At 63.2% G+C, this 17,507-nt stretch carries 16 protein-coding genes; 5 read left to right on the top strand and 11 right to left on the bottom strand.

Annotation, left to right across the window (positions count from 1 at the left end; genetic code table 11):
* Nucleotides 1-16: 16 nt before the first annotated feature.
* The 8 genes from ACEN9F_RS00510 to phaC all read right to left on the bottom strand — a co-directional run bounded on the left by ACEN9F_RS00510 (nucleotide 17) and on the right by phaC (nucleotide 10,968).
* Nucleotides 17-2,440 (bottom strand): TonB-dependent receptor, encoded by a 2,424-nt coding sequence (locus ACEN9F_RS00510; RefSeq protein WP_413416743.1) that lies wholly within the window; start codon nucleotides 2,438-2,440, stop codon nucleotides 17-19.
* Between the two features lie 155 nt (nucleotides 2,441-2,595).
* A complete protein-coding gene (locus ACEN9F_RS00505) occupies nucleotides 2,596-3,681 on the bottom strand; it encodes an ABC transporter ATP-binding protein (protein ID WP_413416741.1) in 1,086 nt (361 codons plus the stop codon).
* Nucleotides 3,682-3,683: 2 nt separating this feature from the next.
* The gene (locus ACEN9F_RS00500) at nucleotides 3,684-4,658 is read right to left on the bottom strand and encodes a carbohydrate ABC transporter permease (RefSeq protein WP_413416739.1); all 975 of its coding nucleotides are present in this window, start codon (nucleotides 4,656-4,658) and stop codon (nucleotides 3,684-3,686) included.
* Nucleotides 4,655-5,539, bottom strand: a complete 885-nt coding sequence (locus tag ACEN9F_RS00495; RefSeq protein WP_413416737.1) for a carbohydrate ABC transporter permease — start codon at nucleotides 5,537-5,539, stop codon at nucleotides 4,655-4,657. The genes ACEN9F_RS00500 and ACEN9F_RS00495 overlap by 4 nt, the downstream gene beginning before the upstream one ends.
* A 3-nt stretch (nucleotides 5,540-5,542) precedes the next feature.
* Nucleotides 5,543-6,781, bottom strand: coding sequence for an ABC transporter substrate-binding protein (locus ACEN9F_RS00490; RefSeq protein WP_413416735.1), 1,239 nt, complete (start codon nucleotides 6,779-6,781; stop codon nucleotides 5,543-5,545).
* Nucleotides 6,782-6,837: 56 nt separating this feature from the next.
* A complete protein-coding gene (locus ACEN9F_RS00485) occupies nucleotides 6,838-8,271 on the bottom strand; it encodes a GH1 family beta-glucosidase (protein ID WP_413426924.1) in 1,434 nt (477 codons plus the stop codon).
* A 188-nt stretch (nucleotides 8,272-8,459) separates the two neighbouring features.
* Nucleotides 8,460-9,029: a polyhydroxyalkanoate synthesis repressor PhaR gene (phaR, locus tag ACEN9F_RS00480; protein ID WP_413416733.1), complete on the bottom strand. Its 570-nt coding sequence runs from the start codon at nucleotides 9,027-9,029 to the stop codon at nucleotides 8,460-8,462.
* Nucleotides 9,030-9,231: 202 nt separating this feature from the next.
* Nucleotides 9,232-10,968: a class I poly(R)-hydroxyalkanoic acid synthase gene (gene phaC, locus ACEN9F_RS00475; RefSeq protein ID WP_413416731.1), complete on the bottom strand. Its 1,737-nt coding sequence runs from the start codon at nucleotides 10,966-10,968 to the stop codon at nucleotides 9,232-9,234.
* Between the two features lie 45 nt (nucleotides 10,969-11,013).
* Here phaC and ACEN9F_RS00470 point away from each other — a divergent pair, with 45 nt between their 5' ends.
* Entirely contained in the window at nucleotides 11,014-11,232 is a 219-nt protein-coding gene (locus ACEN9F_RS00470; RefSeq protein WP_413416729.1) for a hypothetical protein, read from the top strand.
* A 17-nt stretch (nucleotides 11,233-11,249) separates the two neighbouring features.
* Here the strand turns inward: ACEN9F_RS00470 and pgeF are convergent, their stop codons facing one another.
* Both pgeF and ACEN9F_RS00460 read right to left on the bottom strand, forming a co-directional pair.
* Nucleotides 11,250-12,038: a peptidoglycan editing factor PgeF gene (pgeF, locus tag ACEN9F_RS00465; RefSeq protein WP_413416727.1), complete on the bottom strand. Its 789-nt coding sequence runs from the start codon at nucleotides 12,036-12,038 to the stop codon at nucleotides 11,250-11,252.
* Nucleotides 12,038-13,084, bottom strand: a complete 1,047-nt coding sequence (locus tag ACEN9F_RS00460) for an RluA family pseudouridine synthase (RefSeq protein WP_413416725.1) — start codon at nucleotides 13,082-13,084, stop codon at nucleotides 12,038-12,040. The genes pgeF and ACEN9F_RS00460 overlap by 1 nt, the downstream gene beginning before the upstream one ends.
* Before the next feature lie 63 nt (nucleotides 13,085-13,147).
* On the opposite strand from ACEN9F_RS00460, the gene ACEN9F_RS00455 reads away from it, so the two are divergent.
* Nucleotides 13,148-13,948, top strand: coding sequence for an outer membrane protein assembly factor BamD (locus ACEN9F_RS00455; protein WP_413416723.1), 801 nt, complete (start codon nucleotides 13,148-13,150; stop codon nucleotides 13,946-13,948).
* Nucleotides 13,949-13,995: 47 nt separating this feature from the next.
* Here the strand turns inward: ACEN9F_RS00455 and yaaA are convergent, their stop codons facing one another.
* Nucleotides 13,996-14,766: a peroxide stress protein YaaA gene (gene yaaA / locus ACEN9F_RS00450; RefSeq protein WP_413416721.1), complete on the bottom strand. Its 771-nt coding sequence runs from the start codon at nucleotides 14,764-14,766 to the stop codon at nucleotides 13,996-13,998.
* A 32-nt stretch (nucleotides 14,767-14,798) separates the two neighbouring features.
* On the opposite strand from yaaA, the gene ACEN9F_RS00445 reads away from it, so the two are divergent.
* The 3 genes from ACEN9F_RS00445 to ACEN9F_RS00435 all read left to right on the top strand — a co-directional run bounded on the left by ACEN9F_RS00445 (nucleotide 14,799) and on the right by ACEN9F_RS00435 (nucleotide 17,501).
* Nucleotides 14,799-15,251, top strand: coding sequence for a putative toxin-antitoxin system toxin component, PIN family (locus ACEN9F_RS00445; protein ID WP_413416719.1), 453 nt, complete (start codon nucleotides 14,799-14,801; stop codon nucleotides 15,249-15,251).
* 67 nt (nucleotides 15,252-15,318) lie between these two features.
* Nucleotides 15,319-16,497 carry a pyridoxal phosphate-dependent aminotransferase gene (locus ACEN9F_RS00440; RefSeq protein ID WP_413416717.1) on the top strand — a complete coding sequence of 393 codons (1,179 nt, stop codon included), beginning with the start codon at nucleotides 15,319-15,321 and terminating at the stop codon, nucleotides 16,495-16,497.
* Nucleotides 16,498-16,511: 14 nt separating this feature from the next.
* Nucleotides 16,512-17,501: an HD-GYP domain-containing protein gene (locus ACEN9F_RS00435; protein ID WP_413416715.1), complete on the top strand. Its 990-nt coding sequence runs from the start codon at nucleotides 16,512-16,514 to the stop codon at nucleotides 17,499-17,501.
* Nucleotides 17,502-17,507 lie beyond the last annotated feature (6 nt).

Raw genomic sequence — 17,507 nt, 5'->3', positions numbered from 1 at the left:
TACCCCTCTACGACAATCAGAACTTCATCGACACGCGCGCGCCGAAGGTGCGCGGGTTGTTGTAGTACGCCGCCCAGATCTGCTGCGTCGGCTGGCATGGCGCACCGACCTGCGTGCAGACTTCGATCGCGTCGTACTTCACTTCCTTGTCGGTGGCGTTGTTGACGAACAGCTCGGCCGTGTAGGCCTTGCCGCGCGGCTCGTAGCGCACGCTCAGGTCCAGCGTGGTGTAGGCCTGCTGCTGCTTGACGCCGGCATGGCCCGGCACATCGGTGTTGAACGCGCCCGAACCGACGAACGATTCGGTCTCGTAGTGCGCCGATATCCGTGGCGTGAAGCGGCCCTTGCCGGTGTCGAAATCATGCTCGTACATCAGCGTGGTGGCGAACGTCGGCGCGTGCTTCAGCGTGCTGCCGCCCACGTTGACGGTCGGCGCGGTGGTGCCGCAGGACTGGCCGTTGGCGCGCGCGGCGTCGACGTCGCACGACAGGAAGTCGTCGTAGCGCGCTTTCAGCCAAGTGGCGTTGCCGGTGAAGCGGTCGGCACTGGTAGGACGATAGCTCCATTCGGCTTCGATACCCTTGACCGAGGCGCCGGCGGCGTTGAAGTTCTGCAGCGTGTTGTTGACCACTTGCGACTCCAGCTTGTCCTTGTACTTCATCCAGAACGCATCCAGGTTCAGGGACAGCGTGCGGTCGAACAGGTCCGACTTGAAGCCGATCTCGTAGCTGGTCAGCTTTTCAGGCTTGGTGGTGGCGCCGCCGTCGCCGATGGCCGGCGAGTGGAAGCCGGTCGTCACCGAGGCGAAAGTCAGGATGTCCTTGGTCGGCTTGTACTCGACGCGGCCCAGCCAGGTCGCCTGGCCGTAGGCCAGATCGGCCGTGTTGTCGCCGTAGGTATTGCCGCAGGTGGACTGGTTCACGACGCCGCCAGGTCCGATGTTGTGCGTGTTGATGGTGCCGGTGCCCGGCGTGACCAGCTGGGCGATCTGGTTGGGCGTCAGCGTGGCGCCGCGCGGCGCGTTGTCGGGCCAGTTCGGGCAGGCCCAGTTCTGGCCGCCGATGTCGAACTTGTGGTCCTTGGTGTAGCGCGCGCCGGCGGTGAGCTTCCACACCGGGTCGATCTCGTAGCTGGCTTGGGCAAAGGCGGCTTTCGAATGCAGCTCGCGGTCGCCCTGGATGAAGGACATGGCCGAGGCATACTGGCCCACGGTCGGCTGCACGAAGATCACGCTGCCGCTGGCGATATCCTGCGCCAGCATCGCTTCCGAAATCTGGCTGCGGTCGATGTCGAAGCGGATCTTGTTTTTCTCGCGGAAGAAGAACAGGCCGCCCACCCATTGCAGCGCCGCTTCCGAGTCCGAGCGCAATTGCAGCTCGTTGGAGACGCTGTCGAACTGGCCCCATTCGGTGCGGTTCTCGGCCTTGAAGCCAGGGTAGAAACCGGCGTCCGCGTCGCTGGCGTTGCTGCGTTTCAGGCGGCTCCAGGACCCCAGGTACTGCGCTTCGATGCCGTCGACCGGACGCCATTGCACCTTGGATTTGGCGGTGATGATCGATTGATCCAGCGTGCCCGGCGTGTCGATCAGCGCCGAACGCAGGTCCTGCCCGGCCTTCGGTTCGGCCGACAGGTAGATATTCCCCGCGCCGGTATCGCTGTAGTAGTCGGCGATGAAGGTCGCCTTCAGGTCCGGCGTGAACTTCCACAGCAGCGAGGCGCGCGCGCCCTGCTGGTTGCCGGCGCCGTATTTCTGCGCGCCCGACGGCACGTTGGAGCCCTTGAGGAAGTTGACGTAGCCGTCGTGCTGGTCCTTGATCGCGGCGATGCGCAGCGCGATGTCGTCGCTCAGCGGGATGTTCATCATCGCCTGCGTCTGGATGTGGTGGTAGTCGCCGATGGTGACGCTGGCCGAGCCGAAGACCTTGGCGGTGCTTGGCGCGCCGGACACCAGGTTGACCGCGCCGGCGGTCGAATTGCGGCCGTTCAAGGTGCCCTGCGGACCGCGCGCCACCTCGACGTGGTTGAGGTCATACATCAGCGCGGTCGCGCCCTGCGGACGCGCCACGTAGACGCCGTCCACATAGAACGCCACCGCCGGATCGCCCAGCTCCGTGTGGTTGGCCGAGCCGACGCCGCGCATGTAGACGTGCACGCCGCCCGAATCGCTGTGCGGCTCGACCACCAGGCTAGGCACCATCGCCGTCATCGTCGCCAGGTCCTTGACCTGGTTGTTGGCCAGCGTGTCCTGGGTGTAGGCGGTGATCGCCAGCGGCGTGTCCTGCACCAGGGTGTCGCGGCGGGTCGCCGTGACGATGATCTTCTCGATGTTGTCGTTGGCCGCGGGGGCCTCGGGCGCGGCCTGCTGCGCATACGCCGCGCCGGCGGTGAACGCACACTGCACAATCTGCGCAATGCTGAGAGCTAAAATCGTTTTCTTCATTTGTCTATCCTCGCTTCTTCCATCAGTTAAGTTTGCGTGCATCGCTCTATGGCGAGATGCGCACGAGTGGAACCGGTTCCACCACAGGACGCACCGGTCCTGCGGGCCATACCGTGGCGGGCCCGGATACTACTAACTACAACAGGCTTGCAATGTCAAAGCCGCTGTTCGCTGGCTCCGTCAAACAGGGAAATACGCTTGGTACGGATCGAGAAGCTGATGTCTTTCTCGGTTTCGATCTGCTGCTGGTCCTGCACGATGCCCGCTACCTGGGTACCGTGGAAGTCCAGCCACAACACACGGTGCGCACCCATCGCCTCGACCAGCGAGACCGATGCGCACACCACGTTATCGGCGCCGTCGCAATTGCCGACGTCGATGTCCTCCGGCCGCACGCCCAGCACGCATGCGTGCCCGCCGGTGTGCGGCTGCTTGAACGGATAGCCGGTCACGTCGACCGACATATGCCCGTTGCTGAAAATAGTACGGCCGCCCTGCTGCTCCAGCGTGCCCTTGAACAGGTTCATGCCCGGCGAGCCGAGGAAGGTGGCGACGAACAGGTTTGCCGGTTCGTTGTAGATATTGGCCGGCGTGTCGAACTGCTGCACCACGCCGCCCTTCATCACGGCCATGCGCTGCGCCAGCGTCATCGCCTCGACCTGGTCGTGGGTCACATAGATCATGGTCGCCCCCAGCTGCTTGTGCAGCTGCTTCAGCTCGCGGCGCAGCTCGGTGCGCAGCTTGGCGTCCAGGTTGGACAAGGGCTCATCGAACAGCATCACGTCGGCCTCGCGCACGATGGCGCGGCCGATCGCCACGCGCTGGCGCTGTCCGCCCGACAGGTTGGCCGGCTTGCGCTTCAACAGCGGCCCCAGTTGCAGCATGTCCGAGGCGCGCGAGACGCGGCGGGCGATTTCCGCCTTCGGCGTGCCGTTGATGCGCAGGCCGAAGGACATATTCGCCTCCACGTTCATGGTCGGGTACAGCGCATACGACTGGAACACCAGCGCGATGCCGCGGTCCTTGGGGTCGGCCCAGGTCATGTCCTTGCCGCCGATTTCAATCTGGCCGGAGGTGGTGTCGATTAGGCCCGCGATACTGTGCAGCAGCGTCGATTTGCCGCAGCCCGATGGGCCGAGCAGCACCACGAACTCCCCCGCCTTGACGTCGAGGTTCAGCGACTCGATGACCTTGTTGCCGCCCAGCTGGATCTGCAGATTACGAATAGCTACGTTAGACATGTTTAACCCTTCACAGCGCCAGAGGCGATGCCGCGCACGAACCAGCGGCCGGAGATGAAATAGAGAGCCAGCGGCACCAGCGACGTCAGGATGGTCGCAGCCATGTTGACGTTGTACAGGCGTTCGCCGGTGGTGGTGTTGATGATGTTGTTCAGCTGGACCGTCATCGGCAGATGCTCGGAGCCGGCGAACACCAGGCCAAGCAGGAAGTCGTTCCAGATGCCCGTCACCTGCATGATGACCGCGACCACGATCACCGGCGTCGACATCGGCAGCATCAGCTGCAGGAAGATGCGCCAGAAACCGCCGCCGTCGATGCGCGCCGCCTTGAACAGCTCCATCGGCAGCGCCGCGTAGTAGTTGCGGAACAGGAGCGTCATCACCGGCATGCCGAAGATGGTGTGGATCAGCACAATGCCGGGCAAGGAGCTGAACAGGTTGACCGAGGCCAGCACGCGCACCAGCGGATAGACCATCACCTGCACCGGAATGAAGGCGCCCATCATCAGGATCGCGAACAGCACGCCGGCGCCGCGCGGACGCCAGAACGACAGCGCATAGCCGTTGACGGCGCCGATGGCGATCGACAGGATGGTGCTCGGCACGACAATGTAGACCGAGTTCCAGAAGCCGCCCCGGATGCCGTTGCATTCCAGGCCGGTACAGGCCGACGACCAGGCTTGCAGCCATGGCTCCAGCGTCGCCTTGACCGGCAGCGCGAACAGCGTGCCGAGGCGGATCTCTTCCATCGGCTTGACGGAGGTAATCAGCATCACGTACAGCGGCAGCAGGAAGAACAGCGCGGCGATGACCAGGAAACCGTAGACGCCGATGCGGGCCGGCGTCCACGCCAGCTTGCGGCGCCGCGCCGGCGTTGCGATGGTGCTGTCGTTGGCGGCCGCGATATGCGCCGCCGCTTGGTCCAATGCTGCCTTGTCCATTCCTGCCTTATCGAGTTTGACGACTTGTCCCATCATGCCCCCTTGGCCACGCGGCGGTTGCGCACGAAGTACAGCGGCGCGACGATGGCCAGCACGGTGGACAGCAGCACGATCGATGCGGCGGAAGCCAGGCCGATATTCGCGCGGCCGAACAGGTAGTCCATGATGAACTTGGCCGGCACTTCGCTGGCCGTGCCGGGGCCGCCCTGGGTCATCGCCACCACCGAGTCGAACACCTTGACCACCATCACGAACAGCAGCACGAAGGCGGTCGACACCGATGCGCCCAGCATGGGCAGCACGATGCTCAGGTAGACCCGCCAGCGCGGGATGCCGTCGATGCGGGCGGCCTTCCAGATTTCCTCGTCCACGCCGCGCAGGCCGGACAGCATCAGCGCCATCACCAGGCCGGAAGCCTGCCACACGGTGGCGATGACGATGGTGTAGATGGCCATGTCCTGGTCGACGATCCAGTCGAACTTGGCCTCGGTGAATCCCATCTGGTGCAGCACTTCCTGGATACCCAGCTCCGGGTTCAGGATCCATTGCCAGATCAGGCCAGTGGCCACGAACGACATCGCATACGGATACAGGAAGATGGTGCGCAGCGCGCCTTCGGCCATCACCTTCTGGTCGATGAAGACCGCCAGCAGGAAGCCGATGATCAGGCAGGCGGCGATGAACAGCACGCCGTAGACGGCGACGTTTTGCAGCGACAGCAGCCAGCGGTCGTTGTTAAACAGCCGGATGTACTGCGACGCGCCGACAAAATCGCTGGCCGGGAAAGTGCGCGAGCTGCTGACCGACACGCGGGCCGTCCACAGCATCGTGCCCAGGTAGGCCAGCAGCACCGTCAGCGCCATCGGGATGATGGCGATGTAGGCGGCGATGGAAACGCTTTGACGCTTCTTGGTCATCGCTTATTCACCTTTCAGCGCGCGGGCAAAGGCTTTCTGCGCATCGTCCGGCGACTGGTTCTTGTTCCAGTAGCTGGTCAGCACGTCCTGCAGCGCGCCGGTGGTGTCCGGCGACGCCAGCATCTCGGTGTTCGGCAGCTGGCGCGACTTGTCCTTCATGATGGCCAGGCCCTGGCGCGCGCAAATGTCCAGCTGCGATTCATCGACGTCGCCACGGATCGGGATCGCGCCCTTGCGCGCGGCGAAGGCCACTTGCGCGGCCGGCGAAGTCACGGTGGTGGCCAGCAGCTTCTGCGCCTTGATGGTGGTGGCGTTGGTGGTCTTCGGGAAGACGAAGGCGTCGCCCGCCACGATGTACGGCGACTTGGGACCGAAGCCCGGGAAGCAGCCGAAGTCCTTGCCGGCGACCTGCCTGGCCGCCGCGAACTCGCCCTTGGCCCAGTCGCCCATGATCTGCACGCCGGCCTTGCCGCTGACGACCATCGCGGTCGCGTCGTTCCAGTTGCGGCCCGGCGAACCGGCGTCGACGAAGCCTTTCAGCTTTTTAAAATCGACCAGCACCTGCTTGAAGGCCGGCGACATCACGGCCTTCTGGTCGCGGTCGCGGTAGACCTTCAGATACAGGTCGGCGCCGCCGACCATCGCGAAGATGGCGTCGAAAGTGATCTTCTCCTGCCAGACCTGGCCGCCGAAGGCCAGCGGCACCACGCCTGCGGCCTTCAGCTTGGCCAGCTGCGCCAGGAATTCGTCCCAGGTCTGCGGCTCGTTGGCGATGCCGGCCTTTTTATACGCGGCCTTCGAATAGAAGAACCAGGCCGGCATATGGATGTTCACCGGCGCGGCGTAGAAATGGCCGTCGATCTTGATCGCCTGCAGGATGGAAGGCGGCATGATCTGGTCCCACTTGCCGGCGATGGCCACGTCGTCGACGTTGTTCAGCAAGCCCTGGTCGACGAAGTCGCGGAACTGCTTGGAGGTGTTGAACTGCGCGGCGGTCGGCGCATTGCCGCCGACGATGCGGTTGATGGTGGTGGCGCGCGATTGGTCGGCGCCCGCCACGGCCTGGTCGATCCACTGGCCGCCGGCCTTGTTATATGCCTCCGCAAACTGCTTGACCGCCTGCGACTCGCCGCCCGATGTCCACCAGTGGATCACGGTCGCTTTCAGCGGCGCCTGCGCATGGGCTGCGCAGGCTGCCAGGGCCAGCGCGACGGCGCTGCCCAGTTTTGTGGCCTTGTACATTCTGTCTCCCTGTGGGCGTCGAGCGCCCATTTTATTCGGATAACTTTGCCGGATGTTTAACTTTTTGCGGATCTTTCGGCCAAAAATTGCGTCACCAGTTTGGCGCTGCGTTTCAGCGTACGCTTCTGCGTGGCGTAGTCGACATGGATGATACCGAAACGGCGTTCATAACCAAAGGCCCACTCGAAATTGTCCATCAGCGACCAGATAAAGTAGCCGCGCACATCGACGCCGGCCTTCACCGCCTGGTCCACCGCCGCCAGGTGGCGGTTCAGGAACGAGATGCGCTGGCGGTCGTAGACGTCGTTGTCGACCACTTCATCATCGGTGGCCATGCCGTTCTCGGTGATGTAGATCGGCGGCAGGTTCGGATAATCGCGATGGAAGCCGACCAGCAGGTGGCGCAGGCCGTCCGGATACACTTCCCAGCCCATTTGCGTGCGCTCCACGCCTTCCAGGTCGACTTCGAGGTAGCCATGCTTGCCGTCGCTGACGACATTGGTGCGGAAGTAGTAGTTAATTCCCAGGAAATCGAGCGGCGCGCCGATGATGTCCATGTCGCCCTTGAGGATGGTCGGCTCGGCGCCCGGCCACAGTTCCCACAGCGCCGACGGATAGGACTTCTTCAGCAGCGGATCGAGGATCCAGTTATTGTGCTGCAGCTCGAACAGCCATGCGGCGCGCTGGCCGGCATCGCTGCCATCGGTGCTGGTGCCGCGGCCGACGTTGGCGACGATGCCCACCTGCGCCGCGGGATCGTTGGCGCGCAGGTGCCGGACCGCCAGGCCGTGGCCCAGCAGCAGGTGGTGCATGGCCTGCGTGGCGTAGACCACGTCCTGCTTGCCCGGCGCGTGGTGGCCGGTGCCGTAGCCGTGCATCGCCGAGCACCAGGGCTCGTTCAGCGTGGCCCAGGAATCGACCAGGCCGGCCAGCTGCTTGCTGATCATGTCGGCGTAGTCGGCGAAGCGGTAGGCGGTGTCGCGGTTGACCCAGCCGCCCTTGTCTTCCAGGTGCTGCGGCAGGTCCCAGTGGTACAGCGTGACGAAGGTCTTCAGTCCCTTGGCGCGCAGCGCCTTCAGCAGGTTGCGGTAGAAGGCGATGCCCTTTTCATTCGGCTTGCCGTCCTGCGTCATCACGCGCGGCCAGGAGATCGACAGGCGGTAGGCGCCGACGTTCAGGCTGGCCAGCAGCTCGACGTCGCCCTGCCAGCGGTGATAGTGGTCGCAGGCCACGGCACCGGTGTCGCCGGCCAGGGTCTTGCCGGGCGTCGCCGAGAAGGTATCCCAGATCGACGGGATACGGCCGTCTTCGGCGATCGCGCCTTCGATTTGATATGCCGCGGTCGCGGCGCCCATCAGGAAATCCTTGTGCCACAGGACCGAATCGGCCGGTGGCGAGAACGTCTCTTCCAGTGCAACTGATGCCTCTAGTACCACAACAACTCCTTCGCTTTCGATCACATTCGATTGGCTGTGGAAGCGCTTCCACATCATGTTGTCGATAGTACTACTGAAGAAATTCAAGTGTCAACGGAAATGTCGGTTTTTTGTAGCTTCACTACAAAAACTCCGGGGTCAGGTCCAGAATCCGGACACGACCTCAACCGTATTGCAGGACTACGGTTGAGGTCGTGTCCGCGTTCTGGACCTGACCCCGGAGTTAAGCGAGCGTAGCGAAATTACTTTTTGTCCGTCGGCGGAACGCCTGGGACGAAGGGGAAGGTGCCGAAGATGTTCTTGCTCTGGTTTTGCATCTGCTCTTGCATCTGCACGAACAGGCTCTTGCTCTGGTCGATGTAGTTGTTCATCATGCCCTGCATCATCGGGCCCTGCACGTTCATGAACTGGGTCCACATTTCGGGACTGAACGGCTTGCCTTCGAGGCCGCCGCCGCCCACGGCGGTGCCGGTGAACTTGCGCTGGATGTCGGTGAACGCCTGGACGTTCTTTTCCAGGTAGGAGCCCATCATGCCCTGCATCGCGTGGCCGTAGAAGCGGATGATCTGCGCCAGCACGTCGCTGGAGAACATCGGCGCGCCGCTGGCTTCCTCTTCCAGGATGATCTGCAGCAGGATGCTGCGGCTCAGGTCTTCATTGGTCTTGGCGTCGACAACGGTGAACTCCTCGTTGTCCAGCACCAACTGCTTGACGTCCGTCAGCGTGATATAGGAACTGGTCTGCGTGTCATACAGACGGCGATTCGGGTATTTTTTGATCAGGCGGTCAGCATTTTTTTTCGCACTACTCATCACAAGTCCGTTTATTGCGCCGCAGCGCGTGCTCTAACAATTCGAAAAAAAAGCGAACTTCGGTCCGCTTTCCCACGTGCCTACTCTACCTATTATAGAGGGGAAAAAGCATATCTTGCACAATCTGATATAACTTTTGGGATTTATTGCAACGCAACCAATTTTACAGTTGGACAATGATCCTTTTTCCCCACGGCATTAATTAATCAGCCCTCACCTTAACATAGCGGCCCGGCGCCGGCTCAATCGCTTTGTAACGTGCGTTGCCCGGCTTGGCTTTCGGCTTGACCTCCTTGCCGCCGTGCTCGGCCAGGAAGCTGGCCCACTCCGGCCACCAGCTGCCCGGATTCTCGGTCGCGCCGGCGAACCAGGCATCGGCGTCGGCCGGCTTGGCCGTGCCCCGCCCCGCCGGCTTGTCGTTGGTCCAGTAGCTGCGCTTGTTCTTGACCGGCGAGTTGATCACGCCGGCGATGTGGCCCGACGCGCCCAGCACGAAGCGGTTGGCCTTGGGCTTGCCCGGATTGAGGATGTTCAGCGAGTCGAACGCCGACGGCCACGGCACGATGTGGTCTTCGCGCGAGCCGTAGATGAAGGCCGGCGCGTCGATGCTGGTGAGGTCGATGCGCTCGCCCGCCACCTTCAACTGGCCGGTCTTGAGCTTGTTTTCCAGGTAGGTGTTGCGCAGGTACCAGCAGAACATCGGCCCCGGCAGGTTGGTGCTGTCCGAGTTCCAATACAGCAGGTCGAACGGCGGCGGTTCGTTACCCTTGAGATAGTTGGACTGCACATAGTTCCACACCAGGTCGTTCGGGCGCAGGCTGGAAAAGGTGCTGGCCAGGTCGCGGCCCGGCATCAGGCCGCCGCCCTTGAGTTGCTGCTCGCGCATCGAGACCTGCGCCTCGTCGACAAACACGTCCAGCACGCCGGTGTCGCTGAAGTCGAGGAAGGTGGTCAGCAAGGTCAGGCTGGAGGCCGGGTGCTCGCCGCGCGCCGCCAGCGCCGCCAGCGCGGTCGAGACGATGGTGCCGCCGACGCAGAAGCCGAACATATTCATCTTGTCCTGGCCGCTGATGTCCTGCACCACGCGGATGGCGTTGATGACGCCCTTTTCCACGTAATCGTCCCAGGTGGTGCCGGCCAGCGATTTATCCGGATTGCTCCACGAGATCATGAACACGGTGTTGCCCTGCTCCACCGCGTAGCGCACCAGCGAGTTTTCCGGCTGCAGGTCGAGGATGTAGAACTTGTTGATGCACGGCGGCACCATCAGCAGCGGGCGCTGGTGCACGGTGGCCGTCACCGGCGTGTACTGGATCAGCTGGAACAGCGGGCATTCGTACACCACCGTGCCGGGGGTCGTGGCCAGGTTGCGGCCGACCTCGAACGCCGATTCGTCCGACAGCGAGATATGGCCCTTGTTCATGTCGGCCAGCATATTCGCCAGGCCCTTGGTCAAGCTCTCGCCCTTGGTCTCGATCAGCTTTTGCTGGGCTTCCGGGTTGGTGGCGAGGAAGTTGGCGGGCGACATGGCATCGATGATCTGCTGCACGGCGAAGCGGATTTTCTGCTTTTGCTGCGGCGTGGTTTCGACGGTATCGACCATCGCGCTCAGGAATTTGGCGTTCAGCAGGTATGATGCGGCGTTGAAAGACGACATGGGATTGCCCAGCCAGGCCGACGAGCTGAACCGGCGGTCGCCGAGCTCCGGCGTTTTGCCGGCCAAGAAGTCTTGCCACAGATCGCCGAAATCCTGCAGATACTGGTTCTTCAGCTTTTCCATCGCCTCCGGCTTCACGGCGGTGCCGACATCCTGCATCATGGCGGCCAAGGGGTTGGCGTCCACGGAGGGCGCCTTGCTGAACCAGGATTGCCACTGTCCAGGGTCGCTCATCTGCGACATCCAGGCGTTGGCAATGGCTTGAGGATCGGGCAAATTCATGTGTGATTCCCTAAAAATAGTTAAATATCTTTACCTGGGCTGCTGATGCTGATTGTTGCTATTGCTTGGATCTACGTGGTCGGCCTGATGGCGCTGACGGAACCAACCATCGTTGCGGGAATTGTAACGTTTTTGTTCTATTGCGTGCTGCCGCTTGGCACATTGATTTACATCGCGGGGACAGGCAAACGCAAAGCCCGGCGCCGCGCCGCCGAACTGGCGGCCCACGACGCCCGGAAAGCCGCGGCCGAAGGCGAAGACTAAGCCCGCCCCGCGCCACCTCATTTGATCCAGATCAAGCTGGCTTGGCGTCCGGTGACGCCGTCGCGGCGGTACGAGTAGAAACGGCCGGAATTGGACACCGTGCAGAACTCGCCGCCATGCACCTGGGCCACGCCGGCGCGGTGCAGCAGGTAGCGCGCCAGGCCGTAGATATCGCACAGATACTTGCCCGGCTTGCCCTCGATGGGCGAAAACGCCGCCGTCACGTGGCGCACGCCGGAGTCGTCGATCGCGCCGCCGAGGAAGACCTGCATGACATCGGGCCCGACCTCGAACTGGTACTGGCCGATGGCCGGCCCCATCCACGCCATCAGCTCGCCCGCGCCCGCCGCCCGCATCGATTCCACGGTATTTTCCAGCACGCCGGAGGCCAGCCCGCGCCAGCCCGCATGGGCCGCCGCCACGGTCTTGCCTTCGCGGTCGCAGAACAGCACCGGCAGGCAGTCGGCCGTCATGATGGTGCACACCTTGCCGGCGACGGTGCTGACGCTGGCGTCCGCTTCCGGCACCTGCTGCGGCGTCACTTTGCCCAGGTCCACCACCGCCGTGCCGTGCACCTGCGACAGCCAGGCCGGCTCGCCCGGCAGCTGCGCGCTCAGGATGGCGCGGTTGTGGGCGACGTTGTGCGGCTGGTCGCCGACGTGGGTGCCCAGGTTCAGGCCGCCACTCCCCATGCCGTCGCCGTACGGCGCCGGACTGACGCCGCCGCGCCGCGTGGTCGACAGCGCGCCGATGTTGTCTGGCAAGCCCGGCCAGTGCGGTATCAGCCATTGCTGCTGGATAGACATCAAATTTGTTCCGGTTCCTCGATGCCGGCCTTGGCGATCAGCTCGGCGAAATCGTCGGCCAACGGCACCAGCCATTCACATTGCTCGCCGGTGGCCGGGTGCACCAGCCCCAGGCGGCGCGCCTGCAGCGCCTGGCGCGGGAAGACGCTGGCCAGGTGCTGCTTGCCGTACATGGTGTCGCCGACCAGCGAGAAGCCGATCGACATCATGTGCACGCGGATCTGGTGGGTGCGGCCCGTTTCCAGGCGGCACTGCACCAGGCTGACCGGACGGCGATCCAGTTCGCCGCTCGACAGCAGCTGGTAGTGCGTGATCGCCGGCTTGGCCGAGAAATTGGTCGAGATCGCCATCTTGATGCGGTCCTTCGGATGGCGGCCCATCGACGCATCGATGGTGCCGCTGACGCGCGGCGTGCCCCACACCAGCGCGAAATACTCGCGCTTGACGGTGCGCGCGGCCAGCTGGCGCACCAGGTCGGTCTGCGCCGGCAGGTTCTTGCCGACCACCATCAGGCCGCTGGTGTCCTTGTCCAGCCGGTGCACGATGCCGGCGCGCGGCACGCCGGCCAGCGGCGGATAGTGGTGCAGCAGGCCGTTGAGCAGCGTGCCGGACCAGTTGCCGGCGCCCGGATGGACCACCAGGCCGGCCGGTTTGTTAATCACGATCAGGTGCTCGTCTTCGTAAACGATGTTAAGTTCCATCGCTTCCGGTTTAAAAGCCTCGTCTTCCGGCGCCGGTTGGGGCAGAATGACGATCTTCTCGTCGCCGTACACGGTATCCTTGGTGCTTTTGGCCACCTTGCCGTCGACGGTCACGAAGCCGTCGGTGATCCACATTTGCAGGCGGCCGCGCGAGAATTGCGGTACCAGGCCGGAGATGATCTTATCGAGGCGCTGGCCACAGGCTTCGGGGGTCAGTTCCAGTTCGATCGGAGCCAGGCCGTCATCGTCGTCGCCAAAATCGCCGTCCTGTGCGACCAGCAGGTCGACATCGGTGTCATGATCGGAGGAAGATTCGGCCGAATTCGGCTTTGCAGTTAATATCACGGTAATCCTATCGGCTATAATAGCCTCGTAAAACTTTGGTTAAACAGCTTCTTGCAAAACAATATGCAAAAAAAATTATCGGTAGTCGCAGCAACGTTCGTTCTGCTTAGTTTGTCCGCTTGCGGCATTTTCTCGGAGAAAGCCGACGAGACGAAAGGTTGGACCGCTACGAAATTATACTCGGAGGCGACCGAAGAACTGGAAGGTCAGCACTACGAGCGCGCAATTCAGTTGTATGAAAAGCTGGAATCGAGCTATCCGTTCGGCACCTACGCCCAGCAGGCGCAGATGCAAATCGCCTACGCCTACTACAAATCGCAGGACCAGGCCCAGGCGCTGGCCGCCGTGGAGCGCTTCATCAAGCTGCACCCGAACCACGCCAATGTCGATTATATGTACTACCTGCGCGGCCTGATCAACTTCAACGACCAGATCGGCTTCCTGAACTTCATCTACGAGCAGGATGCCACCGAGCGCGACCCGAAAGCCACGCGCGAAGCGTATGCGGCCTTCAAACAGCTGGTGGACAAGTTCCCAAACAGCAAGTATACGCCGGATTCGCTGGACCGTATGCGTTATCTGGTCAACGCGATGGCCTCGTATGAAGTGCACGTGGCGCGCTACTACTACCGCCGCGGCGCCTACCTGGCGGCGGCCAACCGCGCCATGGGCATCATGAACGATTACCGCGACTCGCCGGCCATCGAAGAGGCGCTGTTCATCATGATCCGCAGCTACGACAAGCTGGGCATGACCGAACTGCGCGACGATACGATGCGCGTGTTCAAGCTGAACTACCCGACCAGCAAGTTCCTGGACGAAGGCAAAAAAGCCGAACGCCACTGGTGGAAACTCTGGAATTAAGCTGAAAAAACCGGGATCCGTCCCGGTTTTTTATTATTTACACGGTTTTACCCGGCGACTTGGCGACGGAAAATCCAGGTCTTGTCGTCCGAATCCTTCTTGTCGAAGGCATAGCCGTCGACGTTGAATTTCTTCAGCTTCTGCGGATCGGTGATGCCCTTGACCGCCGCGTAGCGCGCCATCAGGCCGCGCGCGCGCTTGGCGTAGAACGAGATGATTTTGTACTTGCCGTTTTTCCAGTCCTCGAACTGCGGCGTGATCACCGGCACGTCGAGCTGCTTGGGCTTGACCGATTTGAAGTATTCCTCGGACGCCAGGTTGACCAGCGTTTCGGCGCCCTGCTCGCTGGCGGCCTGGTTCAGCGCCTTGGTGATGGTGTCGCCCCAGAAGGCGTACAGGTCCTTGCCGCGCGGGTTGCTCAGGCGGGTGCCCATTTCCAGCCGGTGCGGGTGGATCAGGTCCAGCGGACGCAGCATGCCGTACAGCCCGGACAGGATGCGGATGCGCGATTGCGCGTAATCGAGCTGCGCCGGTTTCAGGCTGCGCGCGTCGAGGCCGCCGTAGACGTCGCCGTTGAAGGCCATCACGGCCTGGCGGCCGTCGGCGGTATCCTTGGTCCACGATGCGTAGCGGGCAACGTTGAGCGCCGATAAATTATCGGACAGGTCCATCAGCTCGCCGATCTGCACCGGCGAAAACTCGCGCAGGCGGCCGATCAACTGTTCCGAATGATCGAGAAACGACGGTTGGGTGTGCAGCTTGGTGGTAGGAGGCGTGTCGAGGTCGAGACTTTTTGCAGGCGAAAGCACTATCAGCATAAGATTCCAAAAACATTTACAAGATTTCCCACATGATACCTGTTCCACCGAATTCCACACGATCGCGCATCGTCATCGACACCAATGTCTGCCTCGACCTGTTCGTCTTCAAGGACCCGCGCTGGGGCGCCTTGCTGGGCGCCATCGAAAGCGGCGCGGTCGAAGCGATCACCCGCGCCGATTGCCGCGACGAATACAACATCGTGCTGCACTACAAGCACCTGCCGCTGGACGACGACAGCCGGCCGCTGGCCGCCGCCCGCTTCGACCAGCTGATCAAGGTGGTGGCGCCGCCGGCATCGGGCGTGCGCCTGCCGGTCTGCACCGACAAGGACGACCAGAAATTCCTCGAACTGGCGCGCGACGCCAACGCCGACGTGCTGATCACCAAGGACAAGGCGCTGCTGAAACTGGCGCGCCGGCTGGCCAAGGCCGGCATGTTCAAGGTCATGGTGCCGGAGGCGTGGTCGCTCGAAGGAGAATGACTATCAAGGCAACACTAAAGCCCCTGCGCTGAGCTAGAATAGGCTATCTGTCCACTACATAGCCGCCATGAACAGCCGCAACAATCTGCCGATCACGCCAGCCCTGACCAGCCGCCTGCCGGCCGTCGGGACCACGGTCTTTACCCGCATGTCCACCCTCGCCGCGCAGGCCGGCGCCGTCAACCTGGGCCAGGGCTTCCCCGACTTCGGCTGCGAGCGCAGCCTGCTGCAGGCCGTCAACGACGCCATGCAGGCCGACTTCAACCAGTACCCGATGATGCACGGCGCGCCGGTGCTGCGCCAGGCCATCGTCGCCAAGGTCGCGGCCATCTACGGCCACCAGTACGACGTCAACACCGAGATCACCGTCACCGCCGGCGCCACGCAGGCGCTGACCACGGCCATCCTGTGCTGCGTGCACCCGGGCGACGAGGTCGTCATCATCGAGCCGGTGTACGACAGCTACGTGCCGGCGGTAACGCTGGCCGGCGGCGTGCCGGTATCGGTGGAAATGGAAGTCGGCGCCGATGGCTACACCGTGCCCTGGACCAAGGTCGCGGCGGCGGTCAACGGCAAGACCCGCCTGATCGTCGTCAACACCCCGCACAACCCGACCGGCAGCGTGCTGCGCGCCGCCGACATGCAGGCGCTGGCCGACATCGTGCGCGGCACCGACGTGCTGATCCTGTCGGACGAGGTCTACGAACACATGGTCTACGACGGCCAGCAACACGAATCGGTGTGCCGCCACCCGGAACTGGCGGCGCGCGCCTTCGTCGTCTCCAGCTTCGGCAAGACCTACCACGTCACCGGCTGGAAGATCGGCTATGTCGCCGCGCCAGCCGGCCTGACGGCGGAATTCCGCAAGGTCCATCAGTACAACGTCTTCAGCGTCAACACCCCCATGCAGCACGGCATCGCCAGCTACATGGCCGATCCGGCACCGTACCTGGAACTGCCGGCGTTCTACCAGCGCAAGCGCGACCTGTTCCGCGACGGCCTGAAGAACACGCGCTTCGAACTGCTGCCGGCCGACGGCACCTATTTCCAGTGCGTGCGCTACGACCAAATATCATCGCAGACGGAAGCCGGATTCGCCGAATGGCTGACCACCGAGATCAAGGTCGCGGCCATTCCGGTATCGGCGTTTTACCAGCAAGGCAAGGAGTCCGGCATCGTGCGCTTCTGCTTTGCCAAAAAAGATGAGACCCTGGCACTCGCATTGGAGCGGCTGGGTAAAGTTTAAATCGGGATCGCACAATGTCCGACACGAATCAACTGAACCCGCCGCTGGAAGCGGCCACGTTCGCGGAGCAGGAACCGCCGCCGTCGGTGCTGCATCAGCTCAACCTGAGCAATCGCCGGCTGGAACACATGCTGCAAAACCTGCGCAACGAGCACAACGCCGAAGGCGAGTTGCGCGAGATCGCACAGGAGGTGATCCAGGCCGTCGAGCTCAATCCGGACATCGCGCTGGCCACCATCTTCCTCAGCCAGATCGCCGGCACCTACGCGGTGCGGCACTGCATCGAGACCGCCGTGGTGACGGTGGTGATGGCGCGCTGCATGGGCAAGAGCGCGGCCGACACGCTGACCGTGACCGCCGCCGCGCTGACCATGAACGTCGGCATGCTGCGCCACAACGAGACCTTCCAGAACAAGAGCACGCCGCTGAGCAGCGAGGAAATGTCGATCGTGCGCCGCCATCCGGAGGAAAGCGCCGACCTGCTCAAGTGTGCCGGCGTGCAGGACCAGGAATGGATCTCGTGCGTGCTGCTGCACCACGAGAACGACGAAGGCAGCGGCTACCCGGCCGGCATCGCCAGCCCGGAAGTGACGCTGAACGCCAAGCTGCTGAGCCTGGCGGACCGCTATTGCGCGCAAGTCTCGGCGCGCAACTACCGCAAATCCATCCTGCCGGACCAGGCGCTGCGCAACCTGATCGAGGACAAGGTGGCGCCGGTCGATCCGCTGCTGGTCGAGCATTTCCAGCGCGAGCTGGGCGACTTCCCGCCGGGCTGCCTGGTGCGGCTGGCCAGCGGCGAGATCGGCGTGGTCAGCCGGCGCCTGGCCGGCGGCGACGTGCTGCATGTGCATTGCCTGCGCGATCCGAACGGCGCCGTGCTGGCGCCTGCCGCGCTGCGCCGCACCGGCGACGCCAGCTGCGCCATCGCCGAAGCCTTGAGCGAGGACCAGGCCGCGATCCGCTTCAGCATGAAGCAGATCTGGGGCCTGCAGGCCAGCCTCTAGCCGCCC

The organism is Duganella sp. CT11-25 (genome assembly GCF_047302815.1).
In the GTDB taxonomy this organism is placed as follows: Bacteria; Pseudomonadota; Gammaproteobacteria; order Burkholderiales; family Burkholderiaceae_D; genus Rugamonas.
This window is presented reverse-complemented; position numbering and strand designations above follow the sequence as displayed.